Source organism: Georgenia ruanii (assembly GCF_009193175.1).
GTDB classification, from domain to species: domain Bacteria; phylum Actinomycetota; class Actinomycetes; order Actinomycetales; family Actinomycetaceae; genus Georgenia; species Georgenia ruanii.
Genome location: NZ_VUKE01000001.1, coordinates 113,608 through 133,560, shown reverse-complemented (window position 1 = coordinate 133,560; position 19,953 = coordinate 113,608). Strand labels below are relative to the sequence as shown.

Here is a 19,953-nt window from a genome sequence, read left to right as displayed (position 1 = left end):
GTCCCCGACCAGCCGATCGTGCTGGCGAGGGAGGAACCATGGACACCGGAACCACCGCGTGGATGCTGGCCGCATCGTCGCTCGTGCTCCTCATGACCCCCGGGCTGGCGCTCTTCTACGGCGGCATGTCCCGGTCGAAGTCCGTCCTGAACATGATGATGATGTCCTTCGGCGCCATGGGCGTCGTCGGCGTCATCTACGTGCTGTGGGGCTGGTCGATGTCCTTCGGTGGCACCAACATCGGCGGCGTCGTCGGCAACCCGTTCACCAACTTCGGCCTCGATGGCGCCATCTACGGTCCCGGCGGCGACTTCGCGCTGACCTCCAACAACTTCCCGGTGATCGTCGACGTCGCGTTCCAGGTGACGTTCGCGATCATCACCGTCGCCCTGATCTCCGGCGCGATCGCGGACCGCGCGCGGTTCTCCACCTGGATGGTTTTCGCGGCGATCTGGGCGACCCTGGTGTACTTCCCGATGTCCCACATGGTCTGGGACAACGGGCTGCTCAGCGCCGCCGGGCCCCTCGGCGGCATCGCCGCGCCCATCGACTTCGCCGGCGGAACGGTCGTCCACATCAACGCCGGTATGGCCGGCCTCGTGCTCGCCCTCATCATCGGCAAGCGCCGGGGCTTCGGCACCGTGCCGATGAAGCCGCACAACCTGCCGCTGACGATGATCGGCGCCGGCCTGCTGTGGTTCGGCTGGTTCGGGTTCAACGCCGGCTCGGCCTTCGGCGCCAACGGCACGGCCGGCCTCGCGTGGGTCAACACCAGCTCCGCCACCGCCGCCGCCATGCTCGGCTGGCTGCTCACCGAGAAGATCCGCGACGGTCACGCCACCTCGCTCGGCGCGGCCTCCGGCGTGGTGGCCGGCCTGGTGGCCATCACCCCGGCCGCCGGGGCGCTGAGCCCGGGCGGGGCGATCATCCTCGGCCTGGTCGCCGGCGCCCTGTGCGCCCTCGCCGTGGGCCTGAAGTACCGCTTCGGCTACGACGACTCCCTCGACGTCGTCGGCGTCCACCTCGTCGGCGGCCTCGTCGGCACCGTGTCCATCGGCTTCCTCAGCACGACCACCGGCCTGTTCTACGGCGGCGGCGGGGCCCAGCTCCTCGTCCAGGCCGTCATCGCCCTCGCCGCGGTGATCTTCTCCGGCGTGATGACCACGATCATCGGGCTCGCGCTCAAGGCGGCGATGGGCTGGCGGGTGCGCGACGAGGTCGAGGTGGGCGGCATCGACCAGTTCGAGCACGGCGAGTCCGCGTACGAGGGCATCACGGCCGGTAGGTTCGCCACCGAGGCAAATGTCGGTGCGGCACGTACCATCCCGGAGGCGGCGCGCACCACGACGGAGGCGAACGCATGAAGCTCGTGACAGCAATCGTCCAGCCGCACCGGCTCGACGACGTGAAGAGGGCCCTCGAGGCCGCCGGCGTGCACGGCATGACCGTGTCCGAGGCGAACGGCTACGGCCGCCAGCACGGCCACACCGAGGTCTACCGCGGGGCGGAGTACACCATCGAGCTGGTCCCGAAGGTGCGCATCGAGGTCGTCGTCGACGACGTCGACGCCCCCGCCGTCGTCGACGCCGTCGTGGGCGCCGCCCACTCCGGGCGCATCGGCGACGGGAAGGTCTGGACCGTCCCGGTCGAGGACGTCATCCGGGTCCGCACCGGCGAGCGGGGCGCCGAGGCGCTGTGACCCCGGCCGGGCGACCGGCCAGCACGAGGAGCGACGCATGACGGGCCTGGCGCAGTCCCCCACGGTGGGGGAGCTGCGCCAGGCCCGTCTCGCGCTGCCCGCCCCGGAGCCCGGCGCCGGCGGCGCCCGGTACCGCCGCGCGCTCGCCGACCTCACCGACGCCGCGCTCGCGGACCTGTGGGCCGGCGCCGCGCGCGACACCGGGCTCGACCTCGACCACGGCGTCGCCCTGACCGCGGTGGGCAGCCTCGGCCGGCGCGACGGCGGGCCGCTGTCGGACCTCGACCTGCTCCTGGTGCACGACGGGCGCACCCTCGACGGCGCCGCGCTCGCCGCGCTGGCGGACGCCCTGTGGTACCCGCTGTGGGACGCCCGGCTCGACCTCGACCACGCCGTGCGCAGCCTCGAGCAGTGCCGGCGGGTCGCCTCGGCGGACCTGCCCGCCGCCGTCGGGCTGCTCGACGTGCGCGCCGTCGCCGGCGACGGCGCCCTCGCCCAGGCGGCCGCCGGGGCGGTGCTCGCCGACTGGCGCCGCGCCGCCCGCCGGCGCCTGCCCGAGCTGCTCGCCTCGGTCGGCGACCGGGCCGCGCGGGCCGGGGAGCTCGCCTACCTCGTCGAGCCCGACGTCAAGGAGGCCCGCGGCGGCCTGCGCGACGGCGTCGTCGCCCACGCCCTGACCGCCAGCTGGCTGACCGACCGCCCGCACGGCGACCTCGACGACGCCTACGCGCACCTGCTCGACGTGCGCGACGCGCTCACCCTGGTCACCGGGCGGCGCACCACCCGGCTGCTGCTGCCCGAGCAGGACGACGTCGCCCGGCTCCTCGGCCTGGGGCACCCGGGCCGCCACGAGGTGGTGGCCACGACCGCCGCCGGGGCCGCGGTCAGCGACGCCGCCGACGACCTGCTCGCCTCCGTGGCCCAGGCCGCGCGGGTGATCTCCGCCGCCCTGGACGCGACCGTGCGCCGCGCCCGGCGGGAGACGGCGCGGCCGCGGTTCGTCCGCCCGCTGGTGGTGCGCGGCCGCCCGACCCCGCCGCGCCTGCCCTCGCTGGGGAAGGGGCTGGCCGAGCACGACGGCGAGATCGTCCTGGCCGGCGACGCGGACCCGGCCGCGGACCCGCTGCTCGCGCTGCGCGCGGCGGCGACGGCGGCCCGCACCGGGCTGCCGCTGTCGCCGGTGACCCTCACCAGCCTGGCCCAGGCGGCCCCGGTGCCCGAGCCCTGGCCGGCGCAGGCGCGGGCGTTGCTGCTCGAGGTGCTCGGCGCGGGCCCGGCGCAGGTGCCGGTGTGGGAGGCCCTCGACCTCGCCGGGGTGGTGACCCGGTGGTTCCCGGAGTGGGCGGCGGTGCGCAACCGCCCCCAGCGCAACCCGCTGCACCGCTACACCGTCGACCGCCACCTCGTCGAGACCGCCGCCCGCGCCCCCGCCACCGGCGGGCCGGCGCCGCGCGAGGACCTCCTGCTGCTCGCCGCGTTCTTCCACGACCTGGGCAAGGTGCCCGGCGGGCACGACCACAGCGCCACCGGCGCCCGGGTCGTCCGCCCGCTGCTCGAGCGCCTGGGCCTGGAGCCGGCGGACCGCGACACGGTCGTGCTCCTGGTGCGCCGGCACCTGCTGCTGCCGGCCGTGGCCACCCGGCGGAACCTGGCCGACCCGGCCGTCCTCGCCGAGGTCGCGGACGCGGTCGAGCGCCGCCCGGACGTCCTGGCGCTGCTGCGCCGGCTGACCGAGGCGGACGCCCGCGCGGCCGGTCCGCAGGCGTGGACGACCTGGCGGGCGGGCCTGGTCGAGACGCTCTTCACTCGGGTTGCGGCCGAACTGGCACTACCCTGATCCTCAGTTCCCGTCATCTTCCGACCTGAGGTAGTGCCTTGTTCGCCAACCTGTCCGACCGGCTCACCGCCTCCTTCAAGCAGCTGCGCGGCAAGGGCCGCCTCTCCGAGGCCGACATCGACGCCACGGTCTCCGAGATCCGGCGCGCCCTGCTCGACGCCGACGTCGCGCTGCCGGTCGTGCGTGCGTTCGCCGCCAGCGTGCGCGAGCGGGCCAAGTCCGCCGAGGTCTCCCAGGCGCTCAACCCGGCCCAGCAGGTCATCAAGATCGTCAACGCCGAGCTCGTCGAGATCCTCGGCGGCGAGGCCCGCGACCTGCACTTCGCCAAGCACCCGCCGACGGTGATCATGCTCGCCGGCCTCCAGGGCGCCGGCAAGACCACGCTGGCGGCCAAGCTCGGCCGGTGGCTGCGCGAGCAGGGGCACACCCCGATGCTCGTCGCCGCCGACCTGCAGCGACCCAACGCGGTCACCCAGCTGCAGGTGGTCGGCGAGCAGGCCGGGGTGCCGGTGTGGGCGCCCGAGCCCGGCAACGGCGTGGGCGACCCGGTCGCCGTCGCCCGCTCCGGCGTCCAGCAGGCCCGCGACAAGCAGTACTCCGTGGTGATCGTCGACACCGCCGGCCGGCTGGGCATCGACGCCGAGATGATGCAGCAGGCCGCGGACATCCGCGACGCCGTCGACCCCGACGAGACCCTCTTCGTCCTCGACGCGATGATCGGTCAGGACGCCGTGACCACCGCCAACGCCTTCGCCGAGGGCGTGGGCTTCAGCGGCGTCGTGCTCACCAAGCTCGACGGCGACGCCCGCGGCGGCGCGGCGCTGTCGGTGCGCGGGGTGACCGGCAAGCCGGTGCTGTTCGCCTCCACCGGCGAGAAGCTCTCCGACTTCGAGCGCTTCCACGCCGACCGGATGGCCTCCCGCATCCTCGACATGGGCGACATCCTCACCCTCATCGAGCAGGCCGAGAAGGCGTTCGACGCCCAGCAGGCCGAGGAGATGGCCGCGAAGATCGCCGGCGACGGCGACTTCACCCTCCAGGACTTCCTCGTCCAGCTCAACCAGCTCAAGAAGATGGGCTCGATGAAGAAGATGCTCGGCATGCTGCCGGGCATGGGCCAGATGCGCGAGCAGCTGGAGAACTTCGACGAGCGCGAGGTCGACCGCGTCGAGGCCATCGTCAACTCCATGACGCCGGCCGAGCGCACCAACCCCAGGATCCTCAACGGCTCGCGCCGCCAGCGCATCGCCCGCGGGTCCGGCACCACGGTGACCGAGGTCAACGCGCTCATGGAGCGCTTCGACCAGGCCAAGACGATGATGCGGCAGATGGCCCGCGGCGCCGGTCGCGGCGTGCCCGGCATGGGCATGCTGCCCGGCGGCGGGAAGAAGGCCAAGGGCCGCATGCAGGCCCCGCCGAAGAAGGGCAAGAAGGGCAAGTCGGGAAACCCGGCGAAGCGGGCCCAGCAGGAGCGCGAGGCCGCCACGCGCGTGCCGCAGCAGCCGGCCGGCTCCGCGTTCGGCCTCGGCGCGCCGCGGCAGGACCAGGAGATGCCCGACCTCGAGGAGCTGCAGAAGTACCTGCGGTGAGGCGACGCGGGGGCCACCCGCCTCACGTCACCAGCAGGTAGCTGCTCTTCCCGATCAGCCACAACCCGAGCGCGACGGACACCACGACGACGATCTGGTCCTGGTGCACGGTGATCCAGCTGCGCAGCCGGTCCAGCCTCTCCCGGGCGGCCGCGGGCGACAGCACGACGTACGCCTCCATCACCAGGTAGCTGGCCGAGGCCAGCACGCAGAAGCCCACCAGCGTCAGGACCGTCGCCCCGTTCGACAGGTCCGCCGCGGTGACCGTGGCGACCCCGGCCGCGACCAGGAACCACGGCTGGAGCAGGAAGCCGAGCCCCATCGCCGCCGCGAGGTTCATCGTGTCGAGCCGCGCCATCCAGGCGGGCGGGGCGGGCGGACGTCCGCGTCGCGCCCGGGTGCGCCAGGCGAGGACCAGCAGGCACAGCCCGAGCAGGATCTTGACGACCAGCGACGCCGTCGACGGCGCCGACCCCGTCGCGAGCGGCTTGCCGCCGGTGACGACCAGCGTCAGCACCACCAGGCCGACGAGGGTGAGCACCCATCCCAGGACGAAGCCCAGGCCCGTGCGGGCGCCCCACTCGCCGGAGAGGATGAGGATGTAGGCGCTCATGGGAAGGGGTTCGAGCGTGATCGCCAGTCCGATGAGGAGCAGGTCCAGGGTCATGACCACCTCGCGCATCCCGGCGCGTGGCCCGCGCGCCGTCGCCGCGTCGCGGTGGCCATCGTGGTGCCCCGAGCGCGCCGCGGCGTCCTCCGTCGTGGATGACCCGCGCCGCTCGGGCGACGCCACGACGGTGCGGCCTGGAGACCCGCCATGGCCTTCCTGACTCCCGAGGCGATCGCCGCCGCGGCGCGCGCCAGGCGGGCGGCGGACGCCTACCGCGACGAGCGCGACGCCGGCGCCACCGGGTTTCCGGACGCAGCGACAGGCTCCGGGGGCGTCGCGGGGCGGCCGGTGCGCCCGCCGCTGCCCGGCCACGAGGCGGCGCGCGCCTGGGCGCTCGAGCTGGCCCGGCGCGGCGGCTGACGCCTCCCGCGGCCGGCGCTTCCCGCGGCCGGCGCCCCCCCGCAGCTGACGTCTCGCCCGGTGGGGCGGCACGGCCCGCGGCGCGCGGCGTGAGAGCCTCTGGCCATGAGCGACCTCCTGCACCTGCGCGGCACCGTGCTCGTCGACGACGCCACCGAGCTCGAGGAGGTCTGGGTGGCCGACGGCCGCCTCACCCGCACCCCGCCGCCCGGGGCCGCGGGCGCCCGGCAGCTCACCGGCTGGGTGCTGCCCGGCCTGGTCGACGTGCACTGCCACATCGGCCTCGGCCCGGGCGGGGAGGTGGACGAGGAGGAGGCCCTCACCCAGGCCAAGGCCGACCGCGACGCCGGCACGCTCCTGATCCGCGACGCCGGCTCGCCCATGGACACCCGCTGGGTCCAGGCCCGCGCGGACCTGCCCCGCCTCGTCCGCGCCGGCCGCCACCTGGCCCGGCCCAAGCGGTACCTGCGCCACTTCGGTCTCGAGCTCGACGACGTCGCCCGGCTCCCCGCCGCCGTCGCCGAGCAGGCCCGGGCCGGCGACGGCTGGGTGAAGATCGTCGCCGACTGGATCGACCGGTCCGAGGGGGCCGAGGCGGACCTGCGCCCGCTGTGGCCCGCCGACGTCCTGCACGACGCCATCGCCGCCGCCCACGACAACGGCGCCCGCGTCACCGCCCACACCTTCTCCCGCGAGGCGGTCGACCCGCTGCTGGACGCCGGCATCGACGGCATCGAGCACGGCACCGGCATGGACGCCGACCAGATCGCCGAGGCCGCCCACCGCCGCATCCCGGTCACGCCCACGCTCCTGCAGGTCGGGCGCTTCGCCGACATCGCCGACCAGGCCGGGGCCAAGTACCCCCGCTACGCCGCCCGCATGCGGCGGATGCACGACCGCCGCTACGCCCAGGTCCGCGCCCTGCACGAGGCCGGGGTCCCGCTCCTCATGGGCTCGGACGCGGGCGGCACCATCGGCCACGGGTCCCTGCCGGCCGAGCTGGCCGAGGTGGCGCGCGCCGGCGTGCCGGCCGTCGAGGTCGTCGCCGCGGCCAGCTGGCGGGCGCGCCGCTACCTCGGCGTCCCCGGCATCGCCGAGGGGGCCAGCGCCGACGTCGTGGTCTACGACGCCGACCCCCGCCAGGACGTCGCCGTCACCTCCCGGCCCACGGCCGTCATCTTGCGCGGGCGCCCGCTCTGAGCGCCGGGCCCGCCCGGGGAGCCGTCGTGCCCGAGCGTCCTCAGCTCCCGCCGCTCGCCGCCACGGCGCCGGCGCTGATGGCGGCCATGGTGGCGGCCGTGACCGCCTCGATCGCCCGGCGCACGGCGGCGCCGGCGAACTCCCCGGCGGCGATGTCCCGGGCGCGACGGCGCAGCTCGCGCCGGTCCAGGCCGCTGCCCGCCAGGACCTTGGGCACCTGACCGGCGGCGTCGAGCAGGGAGATCAGGGCGGCCTCGCGAGGCGCCGGTGACCGCCCGACCACGAGCACCTCGTGCAGCCCCCGGCGCACGCCGTCCTCGTGGGAGGAGTCCGCCGCCGGCCAGGCCCGCGTGGGGAAGATGCCCAGCACCCGGCCCTCCGCGGCGCGCAGGATGCCGCGCTCGGTCAGCCGGGTGAGCAGGGTGGGGCGCAGCTGCTTGGCGAGCCCGGGCAGCACCGCTTCCGGCTTGGCCGGGCGGCGCGCGGCGACGCGGCGCAGCGCCTCGTCGAGGACGGCGTCGCCGGTGGGGGAGGGGGCCCGGACCACGAGCCGCCCGGGGCGCACCGGCTCGCCGGGCCCGCTGACGTCGACGCGGCCGGCCACCGCCAGGTCGAGCACCACCGCGCCGGCCAGGACCAGGTCGAGGCGTGTGCCGTCGAGCGTCGGGCGACCGCTGGCGTCGTCGGTGAGCAGAAGCAGCAGGTCCTCGGCGAGCAGCATGACGCCACCCTAGCGAGGGGGCCGCGGCGGACCCGGGAGGAAACTCCTTGCCCAAGTCCAGGTTCTGTGGTTCATTAGTCGAGTAATGAACCAAAGCGCCGTGGAGGTGGGTCATGTTCGAGGGACGTGAGCCCATCTACGTCCAGATCGCCCAGCAGATCCGCGCCGAGATCCTCGCCGGCACCCTTCCCGAGGAGGGACAGGTCATGTCGACCACCCAGTACGCCACGACGTACCGCATCAACCCCGCCACCGCGGCCAAGGCCTTCGCCGAGCTGGTCGACGAGGGGCTGCTCTACAAGCGCCGGGGCGTGGGCATGTTCGTCGCGTCCGGCGCCCGCGAGCGCCTGCTGGACCAGCACCGGCAGACCTTCTTCGCCGAGGTGCTCGACCCCGCCCTGGCCCAGGCCGACCTGCTCGGCATCGGCGTCGACGAGCTCGTCGGGCACATCACCCGCACCCACCCCAGGAGGACCGAGCGATGACCGCTCAGCACGAGGCCGGGTTCGGTGTCGCCGTGCGCGACCTGACCGTGCGCTACGGCCGCACCACGGCACTCGGCGGTGTCACCTTCGACCTGCCCGCCGGCGGCATCTACGGGCTGCTGGGCCGCAACGGCTCCGGCAAGACCACGCTGCTGTCCGTGCTCGCCGCGATGCGCCGCGGCGCATCGGGCGAGGTGCGCGTGGACGGGGAGGACCCGTTCGAGAACGCCCGCGTCATGGCCGGCACCGGCCTCGTCCGCGAGGGCGGCGACGTGCTGGCCTACGAGAAGGTCGCCACCAACCTCCGGTACGCCGCCGCCATGCGCCCCGGCTTTGACGCCGCCTGGGCGGAGGAGCTGGTCGACGCCTTCGCCCTCGACCGCCGCAAGACCCCGGACCATCTGTCCCGCGGGCAGCGGTCGGCGCTCGGCGCCGTCATCGGCCTCGCCACCCGCGCGCCCCTGACCATCTTCGACGAGGTCCACCTCGGCATGGACGCCCCGTCGCGGCAGCGCTTCTACGACGTGCTGCTGACCGACGTCGTGGCCCACCCCCGCACGGTGATCCTCTCCAGCCACCTCATCGGCGAGGTCGAGCACCTGCTCGAGAGGGTGGTGATCCTCGACGGCGGGCGGGTGCTGCTGTGCGAGGAGACCGACGCCCTGCGCGCCAAGGGCGTCACCATCACCGGGCCCGCCGACCGGGTCGACGCCGCCGTCGCCGGCCTCGGGGTCGTCGGCACCCGCGACCTGGGCCCCACCCGACAGGTCACCGTCTTCGACGACCTCGACGACGGCGCCCTGGACCGGGCCGCCGCGGCCGGCCTCCGGCTCGGCGGCGTTCCCCTGCAGGACCTCTTCATCCACCTGACCGCGGGGGAGTCCCGATGATGCTCACCAACACCAGACCGGTCCGCGCGCCGTGGGTGCGCGCCGCCCGATGGCTGATGCGCGGCCAGGCCGTCATCGGGGTATGGCTGTGGGCCACCATGGCCGTCGTCGGCACGGTGGTGATCACCCTCCTCGACCGCTTCGCCGAGGTCGAGGTCTCGATCTTCCAGTTCAGCCGGCACGGCGCCCTGTGGACCGGCTTCGCCATGGCGATCATCTTCTGCGTCGCGGGCATCGCCGCCCATGTCGGCAACGGCCTCACCCGCGCCGCGTTCGTGCGGGCCACCGTCACTGTCGGCGTCGTCGTCGGGGTCGCCTACGCCGTCCTCGTGGGCCTGGGCCTGGAAGTGGAGGGGATGGTCTACGCCGCGAACGGGTGGAGCCACGTCGGCTCGGGTGGCGGCGTGGGCGACCAGAACGGCTTCGCCCCCGACGCGGGCCTCGGCGTCGTCCCCGGGCTGGTGCTGTCCTTCGTGGCCGGCCAGCTCAGCGGCCTGCTCGTGGGGATGGCCTACTACCGGCTCGGCGGCTGGTGGGGCACCGTCGTCCTGCCGCTGACGCTCGGGCCCATCTACCTCGTCGGGTCCCCGGACCTGACCACCGGGCAGTTTCAGCTCCTCGCGGCGCTGGATCCGTCCGCCCCGGTCACCGCCCTCGTCTCCGTGATCGTCCTGGCGCTGGCCGCGCTCGCCTACTACCTGCTCGCCCGCGATGTCCCGATCCGGAAGGTGGCGTCCTGAGATGAGTCCCGTCATCGAGGTCACGAACCTGCGCAAGTCCTACGGCGCGAACGTCGCCGTCACCGATGTCTCCTTCGCCGTCGAGCGCGGCGAGATCTTCGGCATCCTCGGTCCGAACGGGGCCGGCAAGTCCACCGTGGTCGAGTGCCTCGCCGGGCTGCGCCAGGCCGACGGCGGCGCCCTGCGGGTGCTGGGGGTGGACCCCCAGCACGACCCCGGCGCGGTGCGCCCCCGGCTCGGCATCCAGCTCCAGGAGGCGCGGCTGCCCCCGCGGCTGCGGGTGCGTGAGGCGCTGGAGCTGTACGCCTCCTTCTACGCCGACCCCGCCGACCCGATGGAGCTGGTGCGGATGCTCGGCCTCACCGAGAAGCAGGACACGGCCTTCAAGGACCTCTCGGGCGGCCAGCAGCAGCGGCTGTCCATCGCCCTGGCGCTGGTCGGCAACCCCGAGGTGGCCGTGCTCGACGAGCTGACGACCGGGCTCGACCCCCAGGCTCGCCGCGACACGTGGGAGCTCATCGAGCGGGTGCGTGACAGCGGCGTCACCATCGTCCTGGTCACCCACTTCATGGACGAGGCGGAGCGCCTCGCCGACCGGGTCGCGATCATCGACCGCGGCCGGGTGGTGGCCGAGGGCAGCCCCGCCGCGCTGGTCAGCGGCACCGAGCGGCGGCGCACCTTCCGCATGCGCCTGCCGGCCGGGACGCCGGCGGACGTGGCGGCCGGCCTGACCAGGCTCCCCGACGTCGACACCGTCGTCGGTGTCGGCGAGGAGCTGGAGGTGACCGGCGGCGCGCGGGTCCTGCCCGCCACCATCCTCGCCCTGGCCGAGGGCGACGTCGTCCCCGACGAGATCCGCACCCTGTCCCGCTCCCTGGAGGACGTCTTCGTCGACGTCACCGGGGCCCGCCCCGACACCACGGAGGTCCTGCCATGAGCGCGCCCGCCCAGACCGTCATCCGCACCCGACCGCCCGGCGCTCGCGCCCTGCGCGCCCTGACCCTGGCCGAGGCGCGGCTGTTCCTGCGCGACCCCGGCAGCGCCTTCTTCGCCCTCGCCTTCCCGGCCATCCTCCTGATCGGCGTCGGCTTCGCCATCCCCGGCATGCGGGACGTGATCACCGACCAGCCCGAACCCTGGGCCGGCCTGCGCGCCGTCGACGTCTTCGCCCCCGTCGCCCTGGCCACCGCCATCGCCACGCCCGCGCTCAGCACGATGCCGGTGGCCCTCGCCGGCTACCGCGAGCAGGGCGTGCTCCGCCGGCTGTGCACCACCCCGATGCGCCCGCAGGGCGTGCTCGTCTCCCAGGTGGTCATCGGGGTCGTGGCCCTGGTGCTCGCCTCGGTCGTCGCGCTGGCCGCCGCGGCCCTGGTCTTCGACGCCCCGGCGCCGCGCCAGCCGGCCACCGCGCTGCTCGCCTTCGTCCTCGGGGCGGCGGCGATGTTCGGGGTGGGCCTGCTCATCGCCGCGCGGGCGGGCAAGGCCAGCACGGCGGGGAGCCTGGGAATGCTCGTCTACTTCCCGATGCTCTTCTTCGCCGGCATGTGGACGCCGGGCCCGATCATGCCGGACGCGGTGGCGAAGGTGGCCGCCTGGACCCCGCTCGGGGCGGCGAGCCAGGCACTCACCGCCGCCTGGTTCGAGGGCGGGGTCCCGGCGATGCAGCTGCTCGTCATGGCCGGCTACGTCGCCGTCCTGTACCCGCTGGCCGCCCGCCTGTTCCGGTGGTCCTGATCACGGCCGGCGGTCCCGACCTGCGGGCGGTTCCACCCCGGGCCTAGCCTGGCGGGACAGCGCGCCGGCCGCCGGGTGCCGCCCGGTGCATCCCCATCACCCACCGGGAGCGGGTTTGTCCAGCGATCAGGTCCGCGCGCGACAGGCACGCCGCCCTCGGCGGCGCGGGCGCAGCGGCGGGGGCAACGACTCCTGGGCCGCCGTGGTGCTCGCGGCGGCCACGGCCGTCGCCCTCGTCTGGGCGAACGTCGGCGGCTCCTACGACGCCTTCTGGTCGACCGAGCTGGGTGTGCACCTCGGCGGCTGGGGGCTGTCCCTGTCCCTGGCCACGTGGGTCAACGACGGGCTCATGGCCCTGTTCTTCTTCGTGGTCGGCCTGGACGTGCGCCGCGAGTTCACCCTCGGCGAGCTGCGCGACTCCTCGCGCGCGCTGCTGCCGGTCCTGGCGGCCGTGGGCGGGCTCGTCCTGCCCGCGGTGATCTTCCTGGCGTTCAACCACGGCAGCCCGGCCGGCGCCGCCTGGGGGGCGGTGATCTCCACCGACACCGCCTTCGCCCTGGGCATGCTCGCGCTCGTGGGACCCGCGAACGCGCCGCGCCTGCGGGTGTTCCTCCTCGCCCTCGCCGTCGTCGACGACATCGGCGCGCTGACGGTCATCGCCGTCTTCTACACCCACGACCTCGACTTCCTCGCCCTGGCCGCGGCCGCCGTCGGGCTCGGGCTCATCTGGCTGCTCCAGCACCTACGGCTGTGGCGGGTGACGCCGTACCTGCTCGTGGGCGTGGCCACCTGGCTGGCGGTGTACTTCTCCGGCGTGCACGCCACCCTGGCCGGCGTCCTCATCGCCCTGCTCATGCCCGTCTTCCCCACCCGGCTGCAGGACGTCGACGCCGCCTCGCACATCGTGCACCTCTTCCGGCAGGCGCCGGTCGCCCGCGCCGCCCGCCTCGCCCGGCGCAGCATCGACCGGTCCGTACCAATGAACCAGCGCCTCTCCGACCTGCTCGCGCCCTACGTCAACTACGGCGTCGTGCCGGTCTTCGCCCTGTCCAACGCCGGGGTGAAGCTCTCCGGGGAGATGCTCTCGGCCGCGCTGACGTCGGCGCTGACGTGGGGCATCGTCGCCGGGCTGGTCCTCGGCAAGCTCGTCGGGATCGCGGGGACCACCGGCATCGTGCAGCGGCTCGTGCCCGCCAGTCGCACCGCCGGCCTCGACCTGCCCCGCCTGGCCGGGGTGGGCGCGCTGTCGGGGATGGGCTTCACCATCTCCCTGCTCGTCATCGACCTGGCCCTCACCGACCCCCGCCTGCAGGACGAGGCCCGGGTGGGGGTGCTCCTGGCCTCGGCCCTGGCGCTGCTCGTCGCCTGGGCGATCTTCGCCCTGGGCGACCGGCTGCGCCCGCTGCCCATCCCCGCCGGGACGGTCCTGCCCCGGCCGGTCGACGTCGCGCGCGACCACGTGCGCGGGCCGGCGGACGCCCCCACCACCGTCGTCGTCTACGCGGCGCTGGACGCCGCCTATCGCACCCGCACCGCGGAGGTCCTGCGCGAGACGCGCGAGCGACTGGGGTCCCAGGTGCGGGTGGTGTTCCGCCACCACGCCACTGCGGACGCCGACGTCGTCACGGCCCTCGCGCTGGAGGCCGCCGGGGCGCAGGGGCGGTTCTGGCAGATGCACGACGCCGTGGTCGCCCGCGCCGGCCGGCCCGACGCCCACGCGCTGCGCGGCGTGGCCGCGGAGGTGGGGCTGGACGTGGACCGGTTCGTCCGGGACGTGCGCACCGCCGCCCATCTCGGCCGTGTGGAGGACGACAACCTCGACGCCGACGCCGCCCAGCTCCCGCCGCGCCCGGTGGTCTTCCTGGACGGGCGGCGTCTGCGCGGACCGGTGAACTCCTACCGGGTGGTCACCGAGCTGCGGTGGGACCTCGAGCAGCGGGCCGGGGCCGCCCCCGGGGCGTGACGCGCCCCACCCGTCACACCCGTCCGCACGGGTTTCGGTCGCGCCCGGGGATCTGGCAGAATGACCCGCTGTACTCGGCCCGGTCGGCCCCTCTCACCGCCCGACGCCGCGTCCTGCGACCAACCGAGACGCCGACACCCACCGGGGTCCTGCGCGGTCCACCCCTTCACGAAACCAGGAGTGACCACCTAGTGGCAGTCAAGATCCGTCTCAAGCGCATGGGCAAGATCCGCGCGCCGTACTACCGCGTCGTCGTCATGGACTCGCGCACCAAGCGCGACGGCCGGGCGATCGAGGAGATCGGGAAGTACCACCCGATCGAGGAGCCCTCGCTCATCCACATCGACTCCGAGCGGGCGCAGTACTGGCTCTCCGTGGGCGCCCAGCCCACGGAGCAGGTCGCCGCCCTGCTCAAGGTCACCGGTGACTGGCAGAAGTTCAAGGGCCTGCCGGGCGCCGAGGGCACCCTGCGCACCAAGGACGCCTCCGCGGAGGCCCTGGCCGAGGCGCGCGCCGCGGCCGTCAAGGCCGCCGAGGACGACGCCGAGAAGCGCAAGGCCCGCGCCGCCGAGGCCAAGGCCGCCGGCGCCACCGGTGAGGGCGAGGCAGCGGAGGCCGAGGCGCCCTCCGAGGACGCCTGATCCCCGTGCTGGCCGACGCTCTCGAGCACCTCGTGCGCGGCATCGTCGACCACCCGGACGACGTGCGCGTCTCCAGCCGGTCCCTGCGCCGCGGGGAGCTGCTGGAGGTGCGCGTGCACCCGGAGGACCTGGGCCGTGTCATCGGCCGGTCCGGGCGCACCGCCCGGGCCCTGCGCACCGTCGTCGGTGCGCTGTCCACCTCCGGCCCCGTGCGGGTCGACGTGGTGGACACCGACCGCCGCTGAGCACAGCACCCGCAGACCCGGCCCGCACCCGCGGGCCGGGTCTGCGCGCACCCGGGGCGCTGCGCGCCCCCCGACCATCAGAAGGAGCCGGCGTGCTGCTGACCGTCGCCATCATCGGAGCGCCCCACGGACTCAAGGGGGAGGTGCGCCTGGACCTGCGCACCGACGACCCCGCGCGCCGCCTCGCCGTCGGCAACGTCCTCGAGACCGACCCGGCCGACGCCGGTCCCCTCACCGTCGTGCGGACGCGGGAGTCCAAGGACGCCACCTACGCCCTCTTCGAGGAGGCGCACGACCGCACCGGGGCGGAGTCCCTGCGCGGGGTGCGCCTCGTCGTCGAGAGCGACGAGGACGAGGGCGACGACGACGAGGGCTGGTACCCCCACCAGCTGGTGGGCCTGCGCGTGGTCCACGTCGACGGCCGCGAGCTGGGCATCGTCGCCGATCTGGAGCACCTGCCCGCCCAGGACGTCCTCGTCGTGACCGAGCCCGACGGCGCGGAGGCCCGGGTGCCGTTCGTCGCCGAGCTCGTCCCCGAGGTGGACACCGACGCCGGCACCATCACCCTCGACCCGCCGCGCGGGCTGTTCGCCGCCGACCCGGCCGTGCCGGACGCGCCGGACGACGGAGGGGCCGCGAGGGAGGACCAGCCGGGCGACGCCGGCGGCGCGGGGGAGGCGGACGCGGGGGCCGACGGCGAGGGGCGCGCCTGACGTGCGGATCGACGTCCTGACGATCTTCCCCGCCTACCTCGACGCCCTCGACCTCTCCCTGGTGGGCAAGGCCCGCCGCGACGGCCTGCTCGACCTGCGGGTGCACGACCTGCGCGACTGGACCACCGACCGCCACCGCACCGTCGACGACACCCCGTTCGGTGGCGGCGCCGGCATGGTCATGCGCCCCGACGTGTGGGGCAAGGCCCTCGACGACGTGCTTGCGGCCGGGACGGCCGCGACTCCGGCCGTCCCGCCCGCGCCCGCGCCCGACGGCTCCGACGCCGCCCCGCCCGCGCCCGCCGCGGCGTCGCCGCGGCGGGTCCTGCTCGTGCCCACGCCCTCCGGGGAGCGCTTCACCCAGGCCATGGCCGAGGACCTCGCCGGCGCCGACCAGCTCGTGCTCGCCTGCGGGCGCTACGAAGGCATCGACGCCCGGGTCGCCGAGCACTACCGCGGCGCCCTCGAGGTGCACGAGATCTCCCTGGGCGACTACGTCCTCAACGGCGGGGAGGTGGCCGCCCTCGTCGTCGTCGAGGCGGTGGCCCGCCTGCTGCCGGGCGTGATCGGCAACCCCGCCTCGCTCGTGGAGGAGTCCCACGGGGCCGCGGGGCTGCTCGAGTACCCGGTGTACACCAAGCCCCCGGTGTGGTCCGGCCTCGCCGTGCCCGAGGTCCTCACCTCGGGCGACCACGGCAAGGTCGCCCGCTGGCGCCGCGACCAGGCGCTGGCGCGGACCGCCGAGCGCCGCCCGGACATGGTCGCCCGGCTCGACCCGGAGGCCCTGGACCGGGCCGACCGGGCGGTGCTCGCCCGGCACGGCTGGTTCGTCCACGCCCCCTCCGCCGACGCCGCGCCGGCCCCGACGCGCGTGCGCGTGCGCCGCGGCACCGCCGCCGACGCCGCGGCGCTGGCCGAGCTCGCCGGCGCCACGTTCCCGCTGGCCTGCCCGCCGCACATGGCCGAGGCGGACGTCCAGGCCTTCATCGAGGCCCACCTCACGGCCGCGCACTTCGCGGCCTACCTCGCCGACGACGCCCGCTACCTGGTGCTCGCCGCCGACGCGGGACCGGCCGGCCTGGTGGGGTACACCCTGACCGTGCTGCCGCTGGCGGCCGATGAGGAGCCCTACGCCGCCGATGTCGCGGCCGTCGTCGCCGCCCGGCCCGCCGCGGAGCTGAGCAAGGTCTACGTCCGGCCCGCCTTCCAGGGGTCGGGGGTGGCCGGCGCGCTGCTGGACGCCACCGTGGCGGAGGTTGCCGGCCGCGCCGTCGAGGACCGGCCGGTGGCGGCGCTGTGGCTCGGCACCAACAAGGCCAACCGCCGCGCCCAGCGCAGCTACTCCCGCCACGGCTTCGTCGTCGCGGGCATGCGGCGGTTCCGGGTGGGGGAGAGCCTGGAGGAGGACGTGGTCATGGTGCGCGACCTGCGCCCCGCGCCGGGTGCGGACGGGGCGTCGGGCGCCCCCGTGGGGGAGACCACACCGTCGCGCTGACCGCCGGCGTTGGGCCTGCGGCCCGCCGTGTGGCAGACTAGGACGGCCGTGCGCCGCGCCACGATGCCCGTCGGACCTGCCACAGGGGGTCTACGGGGCCCGCGGACGCCGAGCACCCTCAGCCCACGTGGCGGCCCTGGCCGCCCCGACCAGCGCGCGTGACCTGTGGCACGAGCGGGAAGAGATCACCATGCAGACCCTGGACCTCGTCGACAAGGCATCGCTGCGCGACGACATCCCCGCCTTCCGCCCGGGCGACACCCTCAAGGTGAACGTCAAGGTCGTCGAGGGTAACCGCTCCCGCATCCAGGCCTTCCAGGGCGTCGTGATCGCCCGCTCCGGCTCCGGCGTGCGCGAGACCTTCAAGATCCGCAAGGTCAGCTTCGGCGTCGGCGTCGAGCGCACCTTCCCGGTGCACTCCCCGTCCATCGACTCCATCGAGGTCGTCACCCGCGGTGACGTCCGCCGCGCGAAGCTGTACTACCTGCGCGAGCTGCGCGGCAAGAAGGCCAAGATCAAGGAGAAGCGCGAGACGCGCTGACCCTGCGCCCCCCACACCTGCCCGGCACACGCCAGTGTGCCGGGCAGCGGTGCCTCCGGGGCGGTTACTCTGCACGAAGGGGCCTGTGCACCGGTGCTGGCCCGACCAGCATCGACCGAACGAGGGGAGCCGACCAGGCGTGAGCAGCAACAGCGCCGGGACGCCAGATCCCGCCAGCCCGCTCCCCAGGCACCGTCGCCATCTGCGGGAAGACCCCGCGGCGGCCGAGGGTCCTGACGCCGGTACCGCCGCCGGCCGCATCGACGCCCAGGAAGGCGGGGACGGGGTCCCGCCGAGCTTCCCGCCGGAGACCACCCGGGCCATGCCCGCCCGGCCGGAGGTGCCCGCGCCGGTCGAGCCGGTGCCGGCCCAGCGCCCGGCGAAACCGGCCAAGGGCGGCTGGTTCCGCGAGAGCGTCACCGTCATGGTGTTCGCGCTCGTGCTGTCGATCCTCATCAAGACGTTCCTGGCGCAGGCGTTCTACATCCCCTCCGGGTCGATGGAGAACACCCTCCTGATCGGCGACCGGGTCATGGTCAACAAGCTCGCGCCCGGGCCGTTCGACCTGCACCGCGGCGACGTCGTCGTCTTCGTCGACCCGGGCGACTGGCTGGGCGACCTGCCCCCGGACACCCGCCCGCAGTGGCAGCAGACCATGACCGAGGTCCTCACCTTCGTCGGGCTGCTCCCGCAGGACGCCGGCCACCACCTCATCAAGCGGCTCATCGGGCTGCCCGGCGACCGGGTCGCCTGCTGCACCGACAAGGGGCAGCTGACCGTCAACGGCGAGCCGATCAAGGAGCCCTACCTCAAGCCCGGCACCGACCCCAGCGACGTGCCCTTCGACGTCGTCGTCGCGCCCGACAGCGTGTGGGTCATGGGCGACAACCGCTCCAACTCCGAGGACTCCCGTGCCCACCTGGGCGAGCCCGGCGGCGGCATGGTGCCGATGGACAACATCGTCGGCCGCGCCTTCGTGGTCCTGTGGCCGGCGGACCGGTTCACGCTGCTCAACAACCCCGAGCAGACCTTCGCCAAGGTGCCGGAGCCGACGTCGTGAGCCCGGCCGCCACCACGCGCGGGCGCACGCCCTCCCGGCGGCGGCCCACCCGCAAGCTCGAGACCACGCTCCTGACCGAGCTGAGCGACGGCGCGCTCGTCGCCGGCATGGACGAGGTGGGCCGCGGGGCGCTCGCCGGGCCGGTGACCGTCGGCGTCGCCGTCGTCGGCGCCGCGACCTCGCGGCGCCTGCCCCACGGGCTCGCGGACTCCAAGCTGCTCACCGCCCACGCCCGCGAGGACCTCGTCGAGCCGATCCGCCGCTGGTGCGCCGGCTCCGCCGTGGGGCATGCCAGCGCCGCCGAGATCGACGAGCTCGGGATCATCGCCGCCCTGCGCCTGGCCGGGCGCCGGGCGCTGGCCGAGCTCGCCGGCGCCGGGCTCGCGCCGGCGGTGGTCGTCCTCGACGGCGTGCACAACTGGCTCTCCGCGCCGGAGCAGGGCGACCTCTTCGCCCCCGAGCCGCCGGAGGTCCTCGTGCCGGGGGTCGGCCTGCCGGTGGCCACGCCGCCGGTGCGCACCCAGGTCAAGGCCGACATGACCTGCGCCGTCGTCGCGGCGGCCAGCGTGCTGGCCAAGGTCGAGCGCGACCGCATCATGGTCGGCCTCGACGGCGACTTCCCCGCCTACCGGTGGGCCAGCAACAAGGGCTACAGCGCCCCCGAGCACGTCGCCGCCCTCCACAAGCACGGCGCCTGCGAGCTGCACCGGCGCTCCTGGCACCTGCCCGGGCTGGGCGAGGCGGCCGGCGCCATCACGCCGCCCCCGGAGGCCTGCGAGGAGGACGCCGAGGCCGAGGCCTACGCGCGGGACGGCTACGAGAGCGCGAGCGACGACGGCGTCGCCGACGAGCCGCTGTGGGACGCCGCGCCAGCGGCCGAGCCCTCGGGAGGTCTCGCCGCGGCGGTGGACGGCACGGTCGCCGCGCCGGCGGACGACGCCGCCGCCGAGCCGGGCGTGCTCGCGGGAAGGGCATGATGGTGCCGTGAGTGCTGAGGACCTGGAGAACTACGAGACCGAGCTCGAGCTGGATCTCTACCGCGAGTACCGCGACGTCGTGGGGCTCTTCTCCTACGTCGTCGAGACCGAGCGGCGGTTCTACCTCGCCAACAACGTCGACGTGCAGGTGCGCTCCACCGGCGGCGAGGTGTTCTTCGAGCTCACCCTCACCGACGCGTGGGTGTGGGACGTCTACCGCTCCGCGCGGTTCGTCAAGTCGGTCCGCGTGGTGACGTTCAAGGACGTCAACATCGAAGAGCTCGCCAAGCGCGAGCTGGAGCTGCCGTAGCGAGCCCCGGCGGGCCCCCTGACGGCGCCCGCCGGGACCCTCTGACGGCGCCCGTGCGACACCCTCTGACCACGCCCGTGCGA

General features: G+C 74.9%; 22 protein-coding genes. 20 read left to right on the top strand and 2 right to left on the bottom strand.

Features of this window, described 5'->3' with window-relative positions; genetic code table 11:
* Positions 1 to 38: 38 nt before the first annotated feature.
* Genes GD880_RS00600 through ffh form a run of 4 tightly spaced genes read left to right on the top strand, consistent with a single transcriptional unit; the run spans position 39 to position 5,125 of the window.
* Complete coding sequence (locus GD880_RS00600; protein ID WP_226909270.1) at positions 39 to 1,364, top strand: ammonium transporter; 1,326 nt, start codon at positions 39 to 41, stop codon at positions 1,362 to 1,364.
* Positions 1,361 to 1,699 (top strand): P-II family nitrogen regulator, encoded by a 339-nt coding sequence (locus GD880_RS00595; RefSeq protein WP_152229698.1) that lies wholly within the window; start codon positions 1,361 to 1,363, stop codon positions 1,697 to 1,699. Before GD880_RS00600 ends, GD880_RS00595 begins: the two co-directional genes overlap by 4 nt.
* 37 nt (positions 1,700 to 1,736) lie before the next feature.
* On the top strand, positions 1,737 to 3,536 hold the full coding sequence (locus tag GD880_RS00590; RefSeq protein WP_152229697.1) for a [protein-PII] uridylyltransferase family protein: 1,800 nt from the start codon (positions 1,737 to 1,739) through the stop codon (positions 3,534 to 3,536).
* Positions 3,537 to 3,574: 38 nt separating this feature from the next.
* The gene (gene ffh, locus GD880_RS00585) at positions 3,575 to 5,125 is read left to right on the top strand and encodes a signal recognition particle protein (protein ID WP_152229696.1); all 1,551 of its coding nucleotides are present in this window, start codon (positions 3,575 to 3,577) and stop codon (positions 5,123 to 5,125) included.
* 22 nt (positions 5,126 to 5,147) lie between these two features.
* On the opposite strand, the gene GD880_RS00580 is transcribed toward ffh, so the two are convergent.
* Positions 5,148 to 5,792 carry a GAP family protein gene (locus tag GD880_RS00580; RefSeq protein ID WP_152229695.1) on the bottom strand — a complete coding sequence of 215 codons (645 nt, stop codon included), beginning with the start codon at positions 5,790 to 5,792 and terminating at the stop codon, positions 5,148 to 5,150.
* Between the two features lie 150 nt (positions 5,793 to 5,942).
* On the opposite strand from GD880_RS00580, the gene GD880_RS00575 reads away from it, so the two are divergent.
* Complete coding sequence (locus tag GD880_RS00575; RefSeq protein ID WP_152229694.1) at positions 5,943 to 6,155, top strand: hypothetical protein; 213 nt, start codon at positions 5,943 to 5,945, stop codon at positions 6,153 to 6,155.
* A gap of 105 nt (positions 6,156 to 6,260) precedes the next feature.
* Positions 6,261 to 7,355, top strand: a complete 1,095-nt coding sequence (locus tag GD880_RS00570; protein WP_152229693.1) for an amidohydrolase family protein — start codon at positions 6,261 to 6,263, stop codon at positions 7,353 to 7,355.
* A 40-nt stretch (positions 7,356 to 7,395) separates the two neighbouring features.
* On the opposite strand, the gene GD880_RS00565 is transcribed toward GD880_RS00570, so the two are convergent.
* Positions 7,396 to 8,076 (bottom strand): GOLPH3/VPS74 family protein, encoded by a 681-nt coding sequence (locus tag GD880_RS00565; RefSeq protein WP_152229692.1) that lies wholly within the window; start codon positions 8,074 to 8,076, stop codon positions 7,396 to 7,398.
* 113 nt (positions 8,077 to 8,189) lie between these two features.
* On the opposite strand from GD880_RS00565, the gene GD880_RS00560 reads away from it, so the two are divergent.
* The 14 genes from GD880_RS00560 to GD880_RS00495 all read left to right on the top strand — a co-directional run bounded on the left by GD880_RS00560 (position 8,190) and on the right by GD880_RS00495 (position 19,870).
* Positions 8,190 to 8,561, top strand: a complete 372-nt coding sequence (locus GD880_RS00560) for a GntR family transcriptional regulator (RefSeq protein WP_152229691.1) — start codon at positions 8,190 to 8,192, stop codon at positions 8,559 to 8,561.
* Entirely contained in the window at positions 8,558 to 9,451 is an 894-nt protein-coding gene (locus GD880_RS00555; RefSeq protein ID WP_152229690.1) for an ATP-binding cassette domain-containing protein, read from the top strand. Before GD880_RS00560 ends, GD880_RS00555 begins: the two co-directional genes overlap by 4 nt.
* The gene (locus tag GD880_RS00550; protein WP_152229689.1) at positions 9,448 to 10,191 is read left to right on the top strand and encodes a hypothetical protein; all 744 of its coding nucleotides are present in this window, start codon (positions 9,448 to 9,450) and stop codon (positions 10,189 to 10,191) included. Before GD880_RS00555 ends, GD880_RS00550 begins: the two co-directional genes overlap by 4 nt.
* Position 10,192: 1 nt before the next feature.
* On the top strand, positions 10,193 to 11,128 hold the full coding sequence (locus GD880_RS00545; protein ID WP_152229688.1) for an ABC transporter ATP-binding protein: 936 nt from the start codon (positions 10,193 to 10,195) through the stop codon (positions 11,126 to 11,128).
* A complete protein-coding gene (locus tag GD880_RS00540) occupies positions 11,125 to 11,925 on the top strand; it encodes an ABC transporter permease (protein WP_152229687.1) in 801 nt (266 codons plus the stop codon). The genes GD880_RS00545 and GD880_RS00540 overlap by 4 nt, the downstream gene beginning before the upstream one ends.
* 115 nt (positions 11,926 to 12,040) lie before the next feature.
* Positions 12,041 to 13,888, top strand: a complete 1,848-nt coding sequence (gene nhaA, locus GD880_RS00535) for a Na+/H+ antiporter NhaA (RefSeq protein ID WP_152229686.1) — start codon at positions 12,041 to 12,043, stop codon at positions 13,886 to 13,888.
* A 191-nt stretch (positions 13,889 to 14,079) separates the two neighbouring features.
* Complete coding sequence (gene rpsP, locus GD880_RS00530) at positions 14,080 to 14,529, top strand: 30S ribosomal protein S16 (protein WP_152229685.1); 450 nt, start codon at positions 14,080 to 14,082, stop codon at positions 14,527 to 14,529.
* A 5-nt stretch (positions 14,530 to 14,534) separates the two neighbouring features.
* Positions 14,535 to 14,774, top strand: coding sequence for an RNA-binding protein (locus GD880_RS00525; protein ID WP_152229684.1), 240 nt, complete (start codon positions 14,535 to 14,537; stop codon positions 14,772 to 14,774).
* A 92-nt stretch (positions 14,775 to 14,866) separates the two neighbouring features.
* The gene (gene rimM, locus GD880_RS00520; RefSeq protein ID WP_152229683.1) at positions 14,867 to 15,487 is read left to right on the top strand and encodes a ribosome maturation factor RimM; all 621 of its coding nucleotides are present in this window, start codon (positions 14,867 to 14,869) and stop codon (positions 15,485 to 15,487) included.
* Between the two features lies 1 nt (position 15,488).
* Positions 15,489 to 16,982 carry a tRNA (guanosine(37)-N1)-methyltransferase TrmD gene (trmD, locus tag GD880_RS21235; protein ID WP_152229682.1) on the top strand — a complete coding sequence of 498 codons (1,494 nt, stop codon included), beginning with the start codon at positions 15,489 to 15,491 and terminating at the stop codon, positions 16,980 to 16,982.
* A 190-nt stretch (positions 16,983 to 17,172) separates the two neighbouring features.
* A complete protein-coding gene (gene rplS, locus GD880_RS00510; protein WP_152230120.1) occupies positions 17,173 to 17,523 on the top strand; it encodes a 50S ribosomal protein L19 in 351 nt (116 codons plus the stop codon).
* 139 nt (positions 17,524 to 17,662) lie between these two features.
* Positions 17,663 to 18,583 (top strand): signal peptidase I, encoded by a 921-nt coding sequence (lepB, locus tag GD880_RS00505; RefSeq protein ID WP_226909269.1) that lies wholly within the window; start codon positions 17,663 to 17,665, stop codon positions 18,581 to 18,583.
* Positions 18,580 to 19,560, top strand: coding sequence for a ribonuclease HII (locus GD880_RS00500; protein ID WP_319593238.1), 981 nt, complete (start codon positions 18,580 to 18,582; stop codon positions 19,558 to 19,560). The genes lepB and GD880_RS00500 overlap by 4 nt, the downstream gene beginning before the upstream one ends.
* Before the next feature lie 7 nt (positions 19,561 to 19,567).
* Positions 19,568 to 19,870: a DUF2469 domain-containing protein gene (locus GD880_RS00495; RefSeq protein ID WP_152203687.1), complete on the top strand. Its 303-nt coding sequence runs from the start codon at positions 19,568 to 19,570 to the stop codon at positions 19,868 to 19,870.
* Positions 19,871 to 19,953: the final 83 nt, after the last annotated feature.